14 protein-coding genes and 2 pseudogenes are annotated in these 13,371 nt (G+C 70.0%); 9 read left to right on the top strand and 7 right to left on the bottom strand.

Annotated features, from left to right (window positions below; all coding sequences use genetic code 11):
- The first annotated feature begins 1 nt into the window (after position 1).
- Positions 2–1,822 (top strand): DNA cytosine methyltransferase, encoded by a 1,821-nt coding sequence (locus F1615_RS36955; protein WP_341873422.1) that lies wholly within the window; start codon positions 2–4, stop codon positions 1,820–1,822.
- 9 nt (positions 1,823–1,831) lie between these two features.
- Positions 1,832–3,184, top strand: coding sequence for a DNA cytosine methyltransferase (locus tag F1615_RS08740; protein ID WP_149548321.1), 1,353 nt, complete (start codon positions 1,832–1,834; stop codon positions 3,182–3,184).
- Positions 3,185–3,245: 61 nt separating this feature from the next.
- Here F1615_RS08740 and F1615_RS08735 read toward each other — a convergent pair whose 3' ends face one another.
- A complete protein-coding gene (locus F1615_RS08735; RefSeq protein ID WP_149548320.1) occupies positions 3,246–3,863 on the bottom strand; it encodes an ATP-binding protein in 618 nt (205 codons plus the stop codon).
- Between the two features lie 246 nt (positions 3,864–4,109).
- On the opposite strand from F1615_RS08735, the gene F1615_RS08730 reads away from it, so the two are divergent.
- From F1615_RS08730 to F1615_RS36165, 6 genes and pseudogenes are all read left to right on the top strand, one after another.
- Positions 4,110–4,958 carry a helix-turn-helix domain-containing protein gene (locus F1615_RS08730; RefSeq protein WP_149548319.1) on the top strand — a complete coding sequence of 283 codons (849 nt, stop codon included), beginning with the start codon at positions 4,110–4,112 and terminating at the stop codon, positions 4,956–4,958.
- A gap of 11 nt (positions 4,959–4,969) precedes the next feature.
- A complete protein-coding gene (locus tag F1615_RS08725; RefSeq protein ID WP_149548593.1) occupies positions 4,970–5,155 on the top strand; it encodes a DUF397 domain-containing protein in 186 nt (61 codons plus the stop codon).
- A gap of 81 nt (positions 5,156–5,236) precedes the next feature.
- Positions 5,237–5,533 carry a DUF6247 family protein gene (locus F1615_RS08720; protein ID WP_149548318.1) on the top strand — a complete coding sequence of 99 codons (297 nt, stop codon included), beginning with the start codon at positions 5,237–5,239 and terminating at the stop codon, positions 5,531–5,533.
- Positions 5,530–5,817: a hypothetical protein gene (locus F1615_RS08715; RefSeq protein WP_149548317.1), complete on the top strand. Its 288-nt coding sequence runs from the start codon at positions 5,530–5,532 to the stop codon at positions 5,815–5,817. Before F1615_RS08720 ends, F1615_RS08715 begins: the two co-directional genes overlap by 4 nt.
- A 382-nt stretch (positions 5,818–6,199) precedes the next feature.
- Complete coding sequence (locus tag F1615_RS08710; protein ID WP_167533692.1) at positions 6,200–7,174, top strand: GNAT family N-acetyltransferase; 975 nt, start codon at positions 6,200–6,202, stop codon at positions 7,172–7,174.
- Between the two features lie 108 nt (positions 7,175–7,282).
- Positions 7,283–7,627: pseudogene (locus F1615_RS36165) on the top strand (methyltransferase domain-containing protein); the annotation flags it as partial.
- Positions 7,628–7,660: 33 nt separating this feature from the next.
- Here F1615_RS36165 and F1615_RS08700 read toward each other — a convergent pair.
- The 3 genes and pseudogenes from F1615_RS08700 to F1615_RS08690 form a co-directional block, all read right to left on the bottom strand.
- Positions 7,661–8,203 (bottom strand): GNAT family N-acetyltransferase, encoded by a 543-nt coding sequence (locus tag F1615_RS08700; protein WP_149548316.1) that lies wholly within the window; start codon positions 8,201–8,203, stop codon positions 7,661–7,663.
- Between the two features lie 77 nt (positions 8,204–8,280).
- Positions 8,281–8,475 (bottom strand): annotated as a pseudogene (locus tag F1615_RS08695) (GNAT family N-acetyltransferase); the annotation flags it as partial.
- A gap of 91 nt (positions 8,476–8,566) precedes the next feature.
- Positions 8,567–10,090: an MFS transporter gene (locus tag F1615_RS08690; RefSeq protein WP_149548315.1), complete on the bottom strand. Its 1,524-nt coding sequence runs from the start codon at positions 10,088–10,090 to the stop codon at positions 8,567–8,569.
- Between the two features lie 103 nt (positions 10,091–10,193).
- Here F1615_RS08690 and F1615_RS08685 point away from each other — a divergent pair, with 103 nt between their 5' ends.
- Positions 10,194–11,096, top strand: a complete 903-nt coding sequence (locus F1615_RS08685) for a helix-turn-helix transcriptional regulator (protein ID WP_149548314.1) — start codon at positions 10,194–10,196, stop codon at positions 11,094–11,096.
- A gap of 58 nt (positions 11,097–11,154) precedes the next feature.
- On the opposite strand, the gene F1615_RS08680 is transcribed toward F1615_RS08685, so the two are convergent.
- From F1615_RS08680 to F1615_RS08670, 3 genes are all read right to left on the bottom strand, one after another.
- Entirely contained in the window at positions 11,155–11,619 is a 465-nt protein-coding gene (locus F1615_RS08680; protein ID WP_149548313.1) for a PPOX class F420-dependent oxidoreductase, read from the bottom strand.
- A gap of 169 nt (positions 11,620–11,788) precedes the next feature.
- Positions 11,789–12,934: an RNA polymerase sigma factor gene (locus F1615_RS08675; protein ID WP_149548591.1), complete on the bottom strand. Its 1,146-nt coding sequence runs from the start codon at positions 12,932–12,934 to the stop codon at positions 11,789–11,791.
- Positions 12,935–12,942: 8 nt separating this feature from the next.
- A complete protein-coding gene (locus F1615_RS08670) occupies positions 12,943–13,350 on the bottom strand; it encodes a YciI family protein (protein ID WP_149548312.1) in 408 nt (135 codons plus the stop codon).
- Between the last annotated feature and the right edge of the window lie 21 nt (positions 13,351–13,371).

Genomic DNA, 13,371 nt, shown 5'->3' with positions numbered 1-13,371 from the left:
CATGGGCTTCCTCTATCCTCGGCTGCTCGCCGAACAGGCGAGGCCGCTGTTCCACGACTACCGCGAGCTGACCGTCACCGAACTCGCCACCCGTGTCGACGTGACGCACGAATCCGCCGTTTACGTGGCAACGGGAGGAGACCGGGTCCCCGAGTCCCGTCTGAAGGAACTACGGGAAGGCGTCCTCGATCTCGCGAGACGGGCAGGCTTCCCCGACGACTCTGACCGTGCGCGCAAGGCCGAGTTCGACCTGGCGCTGGCCGCGTTCCTGCACGCCGAGACGGGCATGGTGCCGGCCGAGGCAGCGGCCCGGGACGTATGGGCGTTCCTCGCTCTGGTCCTCATGCCGGACGTTGCCTTCTGGCGCTACCCGCAGCCGCCGGGGGACCGCATCCTCGGTACGGACCTGACACGTCACGTGTTCGGTCGGCTCTGGTGGCGGGCCCAGTTGGTACGGGCGCCCGAGGACCCGGAGCCGTACCATGCGCTGCACATCCTGGGCGAGGCCGCGTTCGACCAGATCTACGCCCGTCGTGCCGCGTTGGGCGGAAGCCCTCATCTGGTGCGTGCCATCCTCCGGGTCTGGATCGAAGTGGATCTGACGGGGCTCAAGAAGCGCGAGACCCTGCAGGACTTCCTCAAGCGTCTGCTCCGCCTCGCCCCCTTCGTGCTGTTCGACGGCATCGACGAGCGGGCTCTGGACGACGAGTTGCGTGCCGTGGCCCAGGAGGCGGTCGATGCCCAACGCGGCACTTCGTCGACGGACCCGGCGCCTGCACCCTCGATCCCCGCTCAGCAGATCGGCGAGGCGAAGACGTCGACCGCCGTCGAGGCCGCCCCGCAGCCCGTACCCGCGCCGGACCCGGCCGACCGACGCTTCACGTCGGTGGAGATCTGCGCCGGGGCCGGAGGCCAGGCCCTGGGACTCGAGGCTGCCGGCTTCGACCCGGTCGTACTGATCGACAGCAAGCCCGACGCCTGTTCCACCCTCATCCGGAACCGCCCCGGGTGGGAGACAATCTGCATCGACCTGGCAGAGTTCCAGCCGGACGAGCGCCCCGACGTGATGAACGTCGATCTCCTCAGCGGCGGGCTGCCCAGGGTGAAGTCGGTGGCGAGCCTTTCCCGCCCCGAGGATGCCGAAGAACGTCGGGTACTGCGCGTCGCGATCGACCTCACGTGGAGAATCACGCCGCGCGCCGTCCTCTTCGAGAACGTTCCCGAACTCGTCGAGGGACAGGAATTCGAGTCCGACCGGTACTGGATCGAGACGACACTGGCGCAAATCGGACTGCGGTGCAGTTGGAAGGTGTTGAACGCCTCGGATTTCGGCGTACCGCAGAACCGGAGAAGCGGCTTCCTCGTCGCTCTGCGCGAGCCCTGGTTCGGTGCCTTCTCCTGGCCCGAGCCGAGCGGACCCCCGGCCCCCAGCGTGGGGCAGGTCCTGGGGCCCTCAATGGCTTCCCGCGGCTGGTCCGGCGCCGAGACGTGGGTCAGGAACGCCGACCGGGTCGCCCCGGCGCTCGTCGGCGGTTCCGACCGGCGCGGTGGCGCAGATCTCGGCCCCACGGGCAGCAAGAAGGCCTGGGCGGTGCTGGGGGTCAACGGCAACAGCCTGGGCGACGAACCGCCCGGTGCCGACTTCTCCCCGGTCGACATGCCCAAGTTGACCGTGGAGCAGGCTGCCCTCATCCAGTCCTTCCCCACCGGGTGGACGTTCGTCGGCGGCAAGACCTCCCGTTACCGCCAGATCGGCCATGCCATGCCCCCGCCCCTCGCGACTGCTGTGGGCCGCAGCATCGCGGCAGCTCTCCGCAGCTAGGATCCATTCATGCGCACGCCCCGTCCGGATACCCCCAAGCCCATCACCGTGGTTGATCTTTTCAGCGGCTGCGGGGGGTTCACGCAGGGCTTTCACGAGTTCCGCCCCGCGCACACCGGCGACGTCGGACCCGTGTTCCACAGCGTCGCCGCGGTGGAGCACAACACCGCCGCGGCGGCCACGTACGCGGTCAATTTCGGCGAGCTCCGCCTCGACAAGCAGCTCCCGCCGGCTCAGGTGCACGTCGGTGACATCGAGAAGTGGAGTCCCACCCACGATGCCCTCGGCGCGGAAGTCGTGGTCGGAGGTCCGCCGTGCCAGGGTTTCTCTGCCCTCAACCGCGCGAAGAAGGGCAGCGAACGCAATCGTCTCTGGGAGGACTACGTACGCATCGTCGCCGAGGTGCGTCCCAAGGTCTTCGTAATCGAGAACGTCGACCGCTTCGTCAGGTCGGACGAGTTCAGGAGTCTGCTTCGGGAGGTCGAGCCCGGGGGCAGGCTGGCCGACTACCGTCTCGTGGATCCTCCGGGGCACCAGCCGACCGACAGCGCCGAGACCAGGGCGAAGCGCTACCTGCTGAACTCGGCCGATTACGGGGCACATCAAGCGCGACGCCGAGCCATCGTCATCGGTGTACGCAAGAACACGGGCACCGGACGGAACATGTCCTACCCGATACCGACCCACGTCCGGCGACCGAAGCACACGGTGGCCGACTCCGCTGCGTCCCTGCTGGACGGCATGGAGACCTCGGTCACGTACTGGAACACGGTGGACGACGTCTTCGCCGAGTCCGCGCGCCGTGGGCTGCGCGGCACGGAGCTGCCCGACAGGAAGAAGGAAGTCCCGGAGGTCAACGTCAAGGTGCCCGGCATCTTCACGACGGAGGACCTGCACTTCGGCCGGAACCCTGAGCTGTTGTCCCAGGCCCGGTACCGAGCCATTCCGGCGGGAGGCAACCGCAAGGATCTCCGTGGCAAGTACTTCGTGCTGGACGACTTCGGAGGCATTCGCATCCTCACGCAGGAAGAGGCTGCCGCTCACGAGGACTCCGTGTATCTGTCCACGAAGAGCTGGGACAGCCACAACTCGGGCACCGGCGACGTCATGGGACGCCTTCGTCTTGGTGAGCCCTCGGTCACCATCCGGACCGAGTTCTACAAGCCTGAGAAGGGGCGCTACCTGCACCCCGAGGACCATCGCCCGATCACCCACTTCGAGGCCGCGCGAATCCAGGGCTTCCCTGTCGACTTCCGCTGGTGCGGGACGAAGACGGAAATCGCCACGCAGATCGGCAACGCGGTGCCGATCCCTCTCGGGAAAGCGATAGCGTCCGCCATTTACGAACTCCTGCGAGGCTGACCGACCTCGCCCTGCGCGTCCGCGTTCAGGGCGGACAAGAACGCCCCGCACCGACGTATGTTCACCACCGGCCCGCTTCGAGGCGGCTCTGCGCGCAGTCCAATACCCGGTCCACGTCACCGCCGTGGGCGCGCAGTCGGTGAAGGAGGTCCGTGACCATGTCGATCACGGACTCCTCCTCGACCCGCCGGTGTACCCTGCCCCACTCGCGGTCGTACGAGCACGCCGGCGGCTTCAGTGTCGCGTAGACGTCCAGCAGGGCATCGGCGCGTTCCACCGACGGCTCCCCGTCCGAGCCGGCCGGTGCCGACGCGCCCTCCACGACGAACTCGCACCACGTCACCTTGTGGTCCTCGTACAACTGCACGCCCCAGCGATCGGCCATCGCATCGACGAGCGCCATCCCCCGTCCGGCCTCCGCGTCGACCTTCGCGTCCACGAGGGTGGGCAACGCCCGCGTGTCCGGGTCGTGCACCTCGATGCGCAGTCGTCCTCCGTGCTCGGACAGTACGAGCGAGCCGGGCGTTCCGGCGCCGACGTGCGTGACGATGTTCGAGACGAGCTCGCTGACGCACAGCTGTGCCGTGTCGACCTGGTCGTCGTGGCCCCATGCCGTCAGGCGGAGCCGTACGACCCGGCGCAGACGGGCGACTTCCTCAGGGTGTGCGTTGAAGGCCACGTCCCACGACCTTCGCGTCACCCGGTGTCCCTGGATCACGACGTCCTCTCCCATCACGTGCGTTCGCGGCGTGTCCCGGAGCGTGACCGTCGATCACTCTCCGTCGCTCCGTGACTCCAGAATGGGTGGATCCCATCCCGTTGTGCAATGTGCACGGCGGGATTCCCACTTCCGTGTGATTGGCACGCGGCACTCTTGGCAGCAGACTGAACTCTCGCTACGCACCGCAGATTTGAGGGGAACGTCATGGCCGGTTCACCGACGGCACGCCGTCGGCGTCTGTCGATCGAGCTGAAGAAGCTCCGGGAGGAGAGCGCACTGACCTGCGCCCAGGTCGGCCAGGCGTTGGACTGGAGCGGCTCCAAGGTCAACCGCATGGAGACCGGCAGCGGGAGGGTGCAGCCCTCGGACGTCGACGCGCTGTGCCGCTTCTACGGCACGAGCGACGAACTGCGCGAGTTCCTCAAGTCCCTGGCGCGCGAGGCGAAGACGCGCGGGTGGTGGCAGGCGCACGGGGCGGGTGTGCCCGAGTGGTTCAACATCTACATCGGTCTGGAGCAGGACGCCTCCACGCTCCGCCAGTACCAGTGCGAGCTGCTGCCGGGCCTGATGCAAACCGAGGCGTACGCCCGCGAACTCCACACGGCCGGCGCCCACATGTCGGCCGAGGACATCGACCGGGCCGTACGCGTACGACTGGAACGCCATGAGATGCTGACGCGTCCCGACGCGCCCGAGGCCTGGTTCGTCGTGAACGAGGGTGCTGTGCGCAACGTCATCGGGGACCGGGAGGTCATGCGGGAGCAGCTCGAACGGGTTCTCGCGACGACCGAACTGCCGAGCGTGACCCTGCAGGTGCTCCCCTTCGACTCGGGCACGTATCCCGCCACGGGTTCCTTCACCATGCTGGGCTTTCCCGCACCGGAAGACCCGGATCTGGTGTATCGCGACGGCATCACGGACGCGGTCTACCTGGAGGGTGAGCATCATGTTCGGGAGTACACGAGGGCGTTCGACGGCCTGCGCGCCGCGGCCCTGAGCCCTCAGCGCTCCGCCCACCTGATCAAGTCCGTCGTGAAGGAGTACTCCAAGTGATCGCAGCAGCCATGGCAGGGCGCCCTCCGGTCTGGGTCAGGTCGTCCTACAGCAATGGCGCCGGAGGTGAGTGCGTGGAGTGCGTGATCAGCGACGTCAGGGTTCACATCCGCGATTCCAAGAACGCGGAGGGGGCCATGATCGCAGTGGACCACGACGCCTGGGCGTCCTTCGTCCGGATGATCCGGCGGACATGAACCGGACGCCTTATCCGCCCGTCAGTGGCGAATGTGTAGGACACTCTACGTAGGACAGGGAAGATCGAGGAGTGGAAGATCGTGAGCGCTGAGCACGCAGAAGCAGCGATTCCTGCGCCATTTCCCTTGAGGACCATTGGCGACATCCGGGCTGCTCTGCGGTCCGGTCACGGCTTCCCCGGCGACCAGGAAGCCTTCGAAGCAGATCTACAGCGTGCTCTGGAGGCCTCGTCGGAAACGGATCTCAATGCAGTGGCGGCAGTGATCGTCGACTACCGAGGCCGCATTCGTCTGTACCAAGACCCTGACTTCGACATCGCCATACAGGAGGGCATCGACCTGGCGGCACAGCTGAAGCAGGAGGGCCCCCGCGCGTGAGCGGTGTGATTGCGGCCGTCACCGTACGGGCTGCCCAGCGTGCGAAGGAGCTGGGAGCCGAGCAGGATCTGGAAGCGCTGCGGCAGGAGCTCGAGCAGGCTCCGCGCCTCGGTGTGCGGCTCGGGCCTTCCCGTCACGACGGCACAGAAGTACGCAAGACGAGAATCGAGCCCCGGGACAGCGTGCCAGGGTTGGCCGTGGCGTACGTGTACACGCCGTCTCCGCCGCCCCCGACCGTGGCGATCGTCGCTGTGACGCCGGATGACGGAGCCCGCGAAGAGTAGAAGCGGCCGCGTCACCCCACCCCGGCGTCCACCCGGTAGACGATCTTTCCGTCGAACTCGGTTAAGCCAGCGTCCGGTGAAGAGCCCGCACGTGGGGGTCCCGGTCCGTCATCCACTCGCCCCGGCTGTACCCGGACCGTGACGCCGCCAGGGCGCGGAGTTCGAGCGAGAGTCGCAGTCGATGTTGCAGCGGTTGGCCACCTAGAGGATGAAGGCCGTGAGGGGCGCGGCATCCTCGCTGTGAGCTTTCGAACTCACGAAGACGGCCGCCCGGTCGTCGGGGAACGCCGCCGCTCGATCCTCGAGGGACCGCCGGACCTCTCGCTTCGCCCGCGACGCACGTCCGTGGTGCGATGGAACCGGGGGCGGAAGGAGCGCGATCATGACCGCATCCAAGCGAACGAGTGTCGCCGCCTCGGTGTCGGTCCGCCCGCTGGTCGAGCCGGACCTGGATCGGGCCGACGAGATCTTCAGGGTCGCCTTCGGGACCTTCCTCGGGGTCCCTGAGCCGGAGACGTTCTTCGGGACCGCCGACTACGTCCGCACCCGCTGGGCGGCAGATCCACACGCGGCCTTCGCGGCGACCGTCGAGGGCGAGGTCGTCGGATCGAACTTCGCCGCCGACTGGGGCAGCGTCGGGTACTTCGGCCCGCTGACCGTACGCCCGGATCTGTGGGACCAGGGCATCGGCAGGCGCCTCATGGAACCCGTGATGGCCTGCTTCGACACCTGGGAGAACCGCCACCTCGGGCTGTTCACCTTCTCGCACAGTCCCAAGCACCTCGAGCTCTACCGCCGGTACGGTTTCTGGCCCCGATTCCTCACAGCCATCATGAAGAAACAGGTCGCCGTCAGTGACGCGGTCCCCGGCCGCGTGCTGTACGGCGAGCTGACCGCCGCTGAGCGGCCGGACGCACTGAGCCTCAGTCGCGCACTGACGGGGGCCGTGTACGAGGGCCTGAGCCTGGAGCGCGAGATCACGGCCACACAGGCGCAGGGGCTCGGTGACACCATCCTCCTCAAGGGCGCCGACCCCGGCCTCGACGGTCTGGCTGTCTGCCACTGCGCAGCGGGGTCGGAGGCTGGTGAGGACGTGTGCTTCGTCAAATTCGGTGCCGTACGCCCGGGCCCGGGCGCCGCGGACCGGTTCGAACGACTGCTGAGTGCGTGCGAGCAGCTGGCCGCCGAGAAGGGACTGGGGCAACTGGACGCCGGAATGAACCTGGCCCGCCAGGATGCCTACCGGCTCATGGCCGACCGCGGTTTCCGTACCTGGCTGCAAGGCGTGACCATGCACAAGCCCAACGAACCCGGCTACAGCCACCCGGACGCCTACGTGATCGACGACTGGCGCTGAGTCCACCGCCGTACGCGGCTTCGGGGAAGACCCGATGCCGTCAGGAGACGACTGACACCAGGACTCCACGCTGAACGACCTGTCGCTGACCGCCCGGCACCGTTCCTGCTGACCACGTCGGCATACCGCAGGGATCACGAGACGTCAGCGGCCCGTGCCGCAGCCCGCGTCCAGGATCCGGCGTTCGCCGAGGCGTACGCGGCGGAGACCGAGATGAATGCGTACTACGCCCGGCCCGCGATGCCGGCCCTCGCCGGAGACGTGGCCGGCCTGGCGTTGGCAAGGCGGCGGCTGAGTGAGGACGTGGCCCTGCACAGGGTGGACCTGGACGACCCCCTGCCGTTCGACGACGGTGCGTTCGACGACGTGGTCGCGTCGCTGGTCCCGCACTACCTGGAGGACTGGGGACCGACGCTGTCCGAGCCACTGCTCCGCAGACCGGGCGGGGCTCTCGGGCACGTCGGTCGATCCGTCCGTCGTCGCCACCTACGCCGTCGCGTCCGGTTTCCATTCGTGGGCGAGGAGCCCGAGCACCACCTCGTCCAGGAACTCGCCCAGCACCCAGGCCGAGGAGCGCAGTACGCCCTCGCGGACGAAGCCGTTGCGCTCGGCGGAGCGGAGCATCGCCGTGTTGTCGGAGAGCGTCTCGATCTGCAGCCGCTGGAGGCCCCGCACGATGAAGCCGTAGTGGCACAGCACCGCCACGACGTCCGTGCCGTAGCCCTGTCCGCGGGCGCCAGGGAGCAGGCCGAGGCCGATGTGGGCGGACCGGTTGTGGTTGTCGATGCCCCACAGCGTCGCCATGCCGACCAGCGTGCCGCCGTTCAGCTCCACCACGGAGAAGGGGACGACCCCCTGCTCCTTGTCGTCCGGGACGAGCCGTGGGTCCTTCGAGCCGGGTGTGATCGGCCGCCACGGTCCGCCCTCGGCCCGCGAGCCGTTGACCACGTCGTCGTAGAGCTCGGTCCGCAGGATCGGGATGTCGTCCTCGTGCCGGGCCCTCAGCCCGACCTTGCCGCCTCTGAGCATGTGAGCTTCCTATCCGACCGGGCCGGCCGGTGGCAAACCATTAAGGAACACCTCAACGGCCGCCCGGTCCAGCAGACTTACGCCTCCCGGTACCGGTCCCGGACTTCGCGGCGTGCCGGGAACCCGGCCGACTCGTACGTGGTGACCGCGCCGGCGTCGGCACTCGGGGTGCGGACCAGCACGCTCGACGAGCCCAGTGTCCGAAGTGCGGCCGCCGCGACGGTGATCGCCCTGCCGTGGCCGCGGTCGTGGTGGTGCCGGTGCACGCCCCGCTGTCGGCCGCGCCGTGGGCGGTCGGCCGGCTCCGGCATCGCTCGGCGGGGCGTCGTCAGCCCTCGACGCCGAGCGGGACGTCGGGACGGGTCACCGAACGCTTCCTTCCTCGGCGGTGTCCTGCGCCGCGGGGCCGGGAAGGGCGTCCTCGGGCCGGTGAACCCTCGGCAGGTGGCGCAGGGCGAAGACGCCGAGGGCGGCGTGGAGGACGCCTGCGACGGCGGCTGCGGCGTGCAGACCGGTGACGAAGGCGGCCTTCGCGTCGGCGATCACCGCGGCCGTGAGCCCAGGGGTCTGGAGCGTCTCGTTGAGGGTGCCGGCGAGGCCGGGGCCCTGGAGCCGGAAGATCAGGGCGGCGAGTGAGCCGAGGAGTGCGATGCCCAGGGCGTTGCCGATCTCGTTGCTGGTCTCGGCGATCGCCGCCGCGGACCCGGCGCGCTCTGCGGGAACGGCGGCTACGGCGGTGTCGGCGACGACGCTGAAGGAAATGCCGTAGCCGATGCCGGCGACGACTGTGGAGGCCACGTACCAGCCGACGCCGTCGGAGACGCTGGTGGCCAGCAGCAGGAGCATGCCCGTGGCGATGAGGAAGTGGCAGGTGATGAGTGCTGAGCGGGTTCCGATGCGCGCGACCACGGCAGGTGTGACGATGCAGGTCGCGGTGAGCACGGCGGCACCGGGGAGGGCGACCAGGGCCGCGTCCAGGACGGTCAGTCCGAGGACGGACTGGAGGTGGATTCCGCCGAGGTAGGCCGTCGCCGACCATGCGGCCAACGGCAGCAGCCCGGTGACGGCCGCGACGGTGAAGGTCCGGTCGCGGAAGAGGCGGACGTCGATCAGCGGGTGTTCGAGGCGGAGTTGCCGCCGGACGAACCACACCAGGGTGACGACGCCGACGATCCCGGTGGCCATGGGGGGAGCTGTCAGCCCCTGGGCCGCGACGTGCTTGACCGCGTAGACGGTCAGCAGGATGCCCGCGCCGGAGAGCAGAACGCTCAGGACGTCGAGGTGGCCGCTCCGGGTGGCGCGTACCTCGCGGAGCAGGACCGGGGCCAGGACGAGGAACAGCACGACGACGGGGAGGTTGATGAGGAAGACCGATCCCCACCAGAAGCTGTTGAGCAGTTGTCCGCCGACGATCGGGCCGATCGCGAAGCCCGCGGCGAAGGTGGCGGCGAAGACACCGATCACCTTCGACCGTTGGCGCGGGTCGGGGAAGAGTTCGCTCAGGACCGCCAGCGCCGAGGGCAGCAGTGTGGCACCGGCCACGCCCATCAGCGCCCGGCAGACGATCAGCACCTCCGGCCCGGGGGCGAACGCGGCTCCCGCGGAGGCCGCACCGAACACCGCCGCGCCGCCCATCAGCAGTTTCAGCCGGCCGTACCGGTCGCCGATGCTCCCGAACGCGATGAGCAGAGACCCGACGGCGAATCCGTAGACGTCCAGGATCCACAACGCCTGATCGGCACTCGGCGACAGTGCCTCGGAGACCCTGGCCATCGCCAGGAACAGGACGGAACCGTCCATCGCGACCAGCAGGACGGGGCCGAGGACGACCAGCAGACCGAGCCACGCCCGCGGGCCCGGCGAGTGAGGAAGACGCCGTTCATTCATGCGGCCGACGGTGCGGGACCGTCCAGCCGACGACCATCCCCGCGTCGTGGGTACACCTCGCAGGGACACTCAGGCGCCGACCGTGGCGCCTACGCTCGGACGCATGGAGCTGGAGAGCATCGGGGCCTACCTCAAAACCCGCCGCGACCGGGTCACTCCGGCCGACGTCGGGCTGCGCGTGTACGGCGCCGCCCGCCGCGTACCGGGACTGCGCCGCGAGGAGCTCGCCCAGCTCGCCGGAGTGAGCGCCGGCTACTACACGCGGCTGGAGCAGGGCCAGGCCGGCACGGCCTCCCGGCAGGTCCTCGACGCGCTCGCCAAGGTGCTCCGGCTCGATCCGGCCGAGACGGCCCACCTGCACAACCTCGCCCGGCAGCCCACCACGCCACGCCTCGTCCGGCCCCGCCCCGAGAGACCGCACCCGCGGGTCCTGGCGCTCCTGGCGTCCCTGGGCGAGACCATGCCGGCCGTCGTGCTCGGCCGCCGCGGTGACGTGCTGGCCTGGAACCGCACCGGACATGCGCTCGTCGCGGAGCACGTCGACCGCGACGCGCCCCACGATCTCGCGCGACGGCCGTCCGTCCCCCGGATGTTCTTCCTCGACCCCCTCGCCCGCGACCTGCACCAGAACTGGGAGGAACTCGCCCGCATCCACGTCGCCTACCTGCGGCTCACCGCGGGCCGGTATCCCACCGACGCCCGGCTGGCCGAACTGATCGGCGAACTCGCCATGCGCAGCCCTGACTTCGCCAAGCTCTGGGCCAAGGGCGATGTCTCGGACTGCACCGTGGGCACGATGCGCCTGCGTCACCCGACCGTCGGAAGGGTCGACGTCGACTACCAGGTGTGGCTCCAACCCGAGAGCCCCGACCACCGGCTGGAGGTCTACACACCCAACGACACGGCCTCGGCCGACGCGCTGCGCCTGTTGTCCGGCCACGTCGCCGATGACCGGGAACCGGAGGCCGCCCGCGCCGCGGCGGTCCGGCTTCCGGACAGCTCATGACGACCCCCGCGGCATCGGTGGGGCGGCCCCGGAAGGCCCTCGGCCATGTCCTGTCCCGTCACACCTGGCCCTCGATGTCGAGTGCCGTGCCGTACAACCGGTCCACCTTCAGGCGGATGACCACCCGGCGCTCGGCGACCAGTTGCTCGAGGAAGGCCTGCTCGTCCTCCGGTCTCGCGGACTGCGGGACCGCCGCGAGGAGTTCGCGGCCCACCGCGTCGCCCGGGGTCGTCGTGACGTCGGAGACCTCGGCCTCGCCCTCGGCGACGGCGAAGGACCACGGGTCGCCGGCCTGTACGTGCAGTGCCGCGCGCGGATTGTTCCGCAGGTGGGCGACCTTGACCCGGTCCGCCGTGGTCGAGAAGCGCAGCACGCGGGCTTCGGGGTCCCAGCTGTGGACCATGGTGGTCAGATGGGGGTGGCCGCTGCGCTTGACGGTGGCGAGCGTGCCGAACTGCCGTTCCGCGAGCAGGCCGGAGAGGGCTTCGTCGGACAGGGGGCGTGGGCCGGGTCGTTGAGTCATGCCGTGATCAACTGGTGGGTGGGAGGGCGCATTCCTGGACGCGGGGGGATGGATGGCCGGAACCTGCCCGTCGTGCCGGCGGGGCGGGGAAGGGGCGGGGGCGGGGGCGGGGCGTCCACGGTACGCGCGATGCGGGGATGGCGTGTTTCCGCCCGAGGAGTGCCCGCCCTCAGCGGCTTCGGCGGTTGTTGAGGCGGGCGGCCCGGCGGGTGAGGTGGTCGCGTTCGGCGAGATCGGGTGCCTTGTGGGCCGCCTCGGCGTACAGCCGTGCCGCCCGCGCGAGGTCGCCGTCCCGCTCGTGGAGGTACGCCGCCACCGCGGTGTGGCGGGGCAGCGAGTCGTCCAGCTCCGCGAGCGCGGTCAGGCCGGCGCGCGGACCGTCGGCCTCGCCCACGGCCACCGCGCGGTTGAGCCGGACCACCGGGCTGTCGGTCAGGCGCACGAGTTCGTCGTACCACTCGACGATCTGCACCCAGTCGGTCTCCTCGGCGGTGGGCGCGTCGGCGTGCAGGGCCGCGACGGCGGCCTGGGCCTGGAACTCGCCCAGCCGGTCGCGGGCGAGTGCCGCCTGGAGGATGCCGACGCCCTCGGCGATCGACGCGGTGTCCCACCGGCCGCGGTCCTGCTCGGCGAGCGGGACCAGGCTGCCGTCGGGTGCCGTCCGGGCGGCGCGCCGGGCGTGGTGCAGCAGCATGAGGGCGAGCAGCCCCGCCACCTCGGGGTGGTCGATCGCGGCGGCGAGGCGGCGGGTGAGCCGGATGGCCTCGGCGGCGAGGTCCACGTCGCCGGAGTAGCCCTCGTTGAAGACCAGGTAGAGGACGCGCAGCACTGTGGACACGTCGCCGGGCCGGTCGAACCGCACGCCGGAGACGGTGCGCTTGGCCCGGCTGATGCGCTGCGCCATGGTCGCCTCGGGGACCAGGTAGGCGCGGGCGATCTGGCGGGTGGTGAGCCCGCCGACGGCACGCAGGGTGAGCGCGACCGCGGACGACGGCGTCAGCGACGGGTGGGCGCACAGGAAGTAGAGCTGGAGCGTGTCGTCGACCGCGGGCGCGGCCCCGGGGGCCGGCTCCTCGTCGAAGCGGTCCTCGCGCCGGCGGCGGGCGGTGTCCGCGCGGGTGGCGTCGACGAACTTGCGCCAGGCCACGGTGACCAGCCAGCCCTTGGGGTCGCGGGGCATGTCGGCCGGCCACACGCGGACCGCCTCGACCAGCGCCTCCTGGACGGCGTCCTCGGCCGCCGCGAAGTCGGCTCCGCGGCGGACGAGGATCGCGAGGACGCTCGGTGTGAGGCTTCTGAGCAGGTCCTCGTTCATCGATGAGGTCACTCCGTGATGGTGGGGGGAGCGGCCAGGAACGGGCGCAGCTCGAGCCACTCGTGGATCGGCTTGCCGCCCGCGCCGGGGGCGGCGGACAGTTCCCCGGCCAGCTCGACGGCGCGTTCGTAGCTGTCGACGTCGATCACCATCCAGCCGGCGATGAGGTCCTTGGTCTCGGCGAACGGGCCGTCGGTGACCGGCGGGCGGCCCTCGCCGTCGTAGCGGACCCACGTGCCCTCGGGGGCCAGCGCCTGGCCGTCGACGAACTCGCCGGTCTTCTCCAGCCGGGCCGCGAAGTCGCTCATGTACTGCATGTGGGCCGAGATCTCCTCCGGCGTCCACTGGTCCATGGGCACGTCGTTCGCGGGAGCCGGTGCGCCGCGGTAGTGCTTGAGCAGCAGGTACTTGGCCATCGTGGTTCTCCTCGGTGCGGT

Source organism: Streptomyces marokkonensis (genome assembly GCF_008312835.1).
Lineage (GTDB): Bacteria > Actinomycetota > Actinomycetes > Streptomycetales > Streptomycetaceae > Streptomyces > Streptomyces marokkonensis_A.
Note: the sequence above shows the minus strand (reverse complement) of the source record. Positions and strands in the feature narration are given on the sequence as shown.

Coding starts and splice junctions, on each gene's coding strand:
- F1615_RS08740 (WP_149548321.1), top strand. CDS start 1,832: ATGCGCACGCCCCGTCCGGATACCCCCAAGCCCATCACCGTGGTTGAT.
- F1615_RS36955 (WP_341873422.1), top strand. CDS start 2: ATGGGCTTCCTCTATCCTCGGCTGCTCGCCGAACAGGCGAGGCCGCTG.
- F1615_RS08675 (WP_149548591.1), bottom strand. CDS start 12,934: ATGAACGAGGACCTGCTCAGAAGCCTCACACCGAGCGTCCTCGCGATC.
- F1615_RS08710 (WP_167533692.1), top strand. CDS start 6,200: ATGACCGCATCCAAGCGAACGAGTGTCGCCGCCTCGGTGTCGGTCCGC.
- F1615_RS08725 (WP_149548593.1), top strand. CDS start 4,970: ATGGCAGGGCGCCCTCCGGTCTGGGTCAGGTCGTCCTACAGCAATGGC.
- F1615_RS08730 (WP_149548319.1), top strand. CDS start 4,110: ATGGCCGGTTCACCGACGGCACGCCGTCGGCGTCTGTCGATCGAGCTG.
- F1615_RS08690 (WP_149548315.1), bottom strand. CDS start 10,090: ATGAATGAACGGCGTCTTCCTCACTCGCCGGGCCCGCGGGCGTGGCTC.
- F1615_RS08685 (WP_149548314.1), top strand. CDS start 10,194: ATGGAGCTGGAGAGCATCGGGGCCTACCTCAAAACCCGCCGCGACCGG.
- F1615_RS08700 (WP_149548316.1), bottom strand. CDS start 8,203: ATGCTCAGAGGCGGCAAGGTCGGGCTGAGGGCCCGGCACGAGGACGAC.
- F1615_RS08670 (WP_149548312.1), bottom strand. CDS start 13,350: ATGGCCAAGTACCTGCTGCTCAAGCACTACCGCGGCGCACCGGCTCCC.
- F1615_RS08680 (WP_149548313.1), bottom strand. CDS start 11,619: ATGACTCAACGACCCGGCCCACGCCCCCTGTCCGACGAAGCCCTCTCC.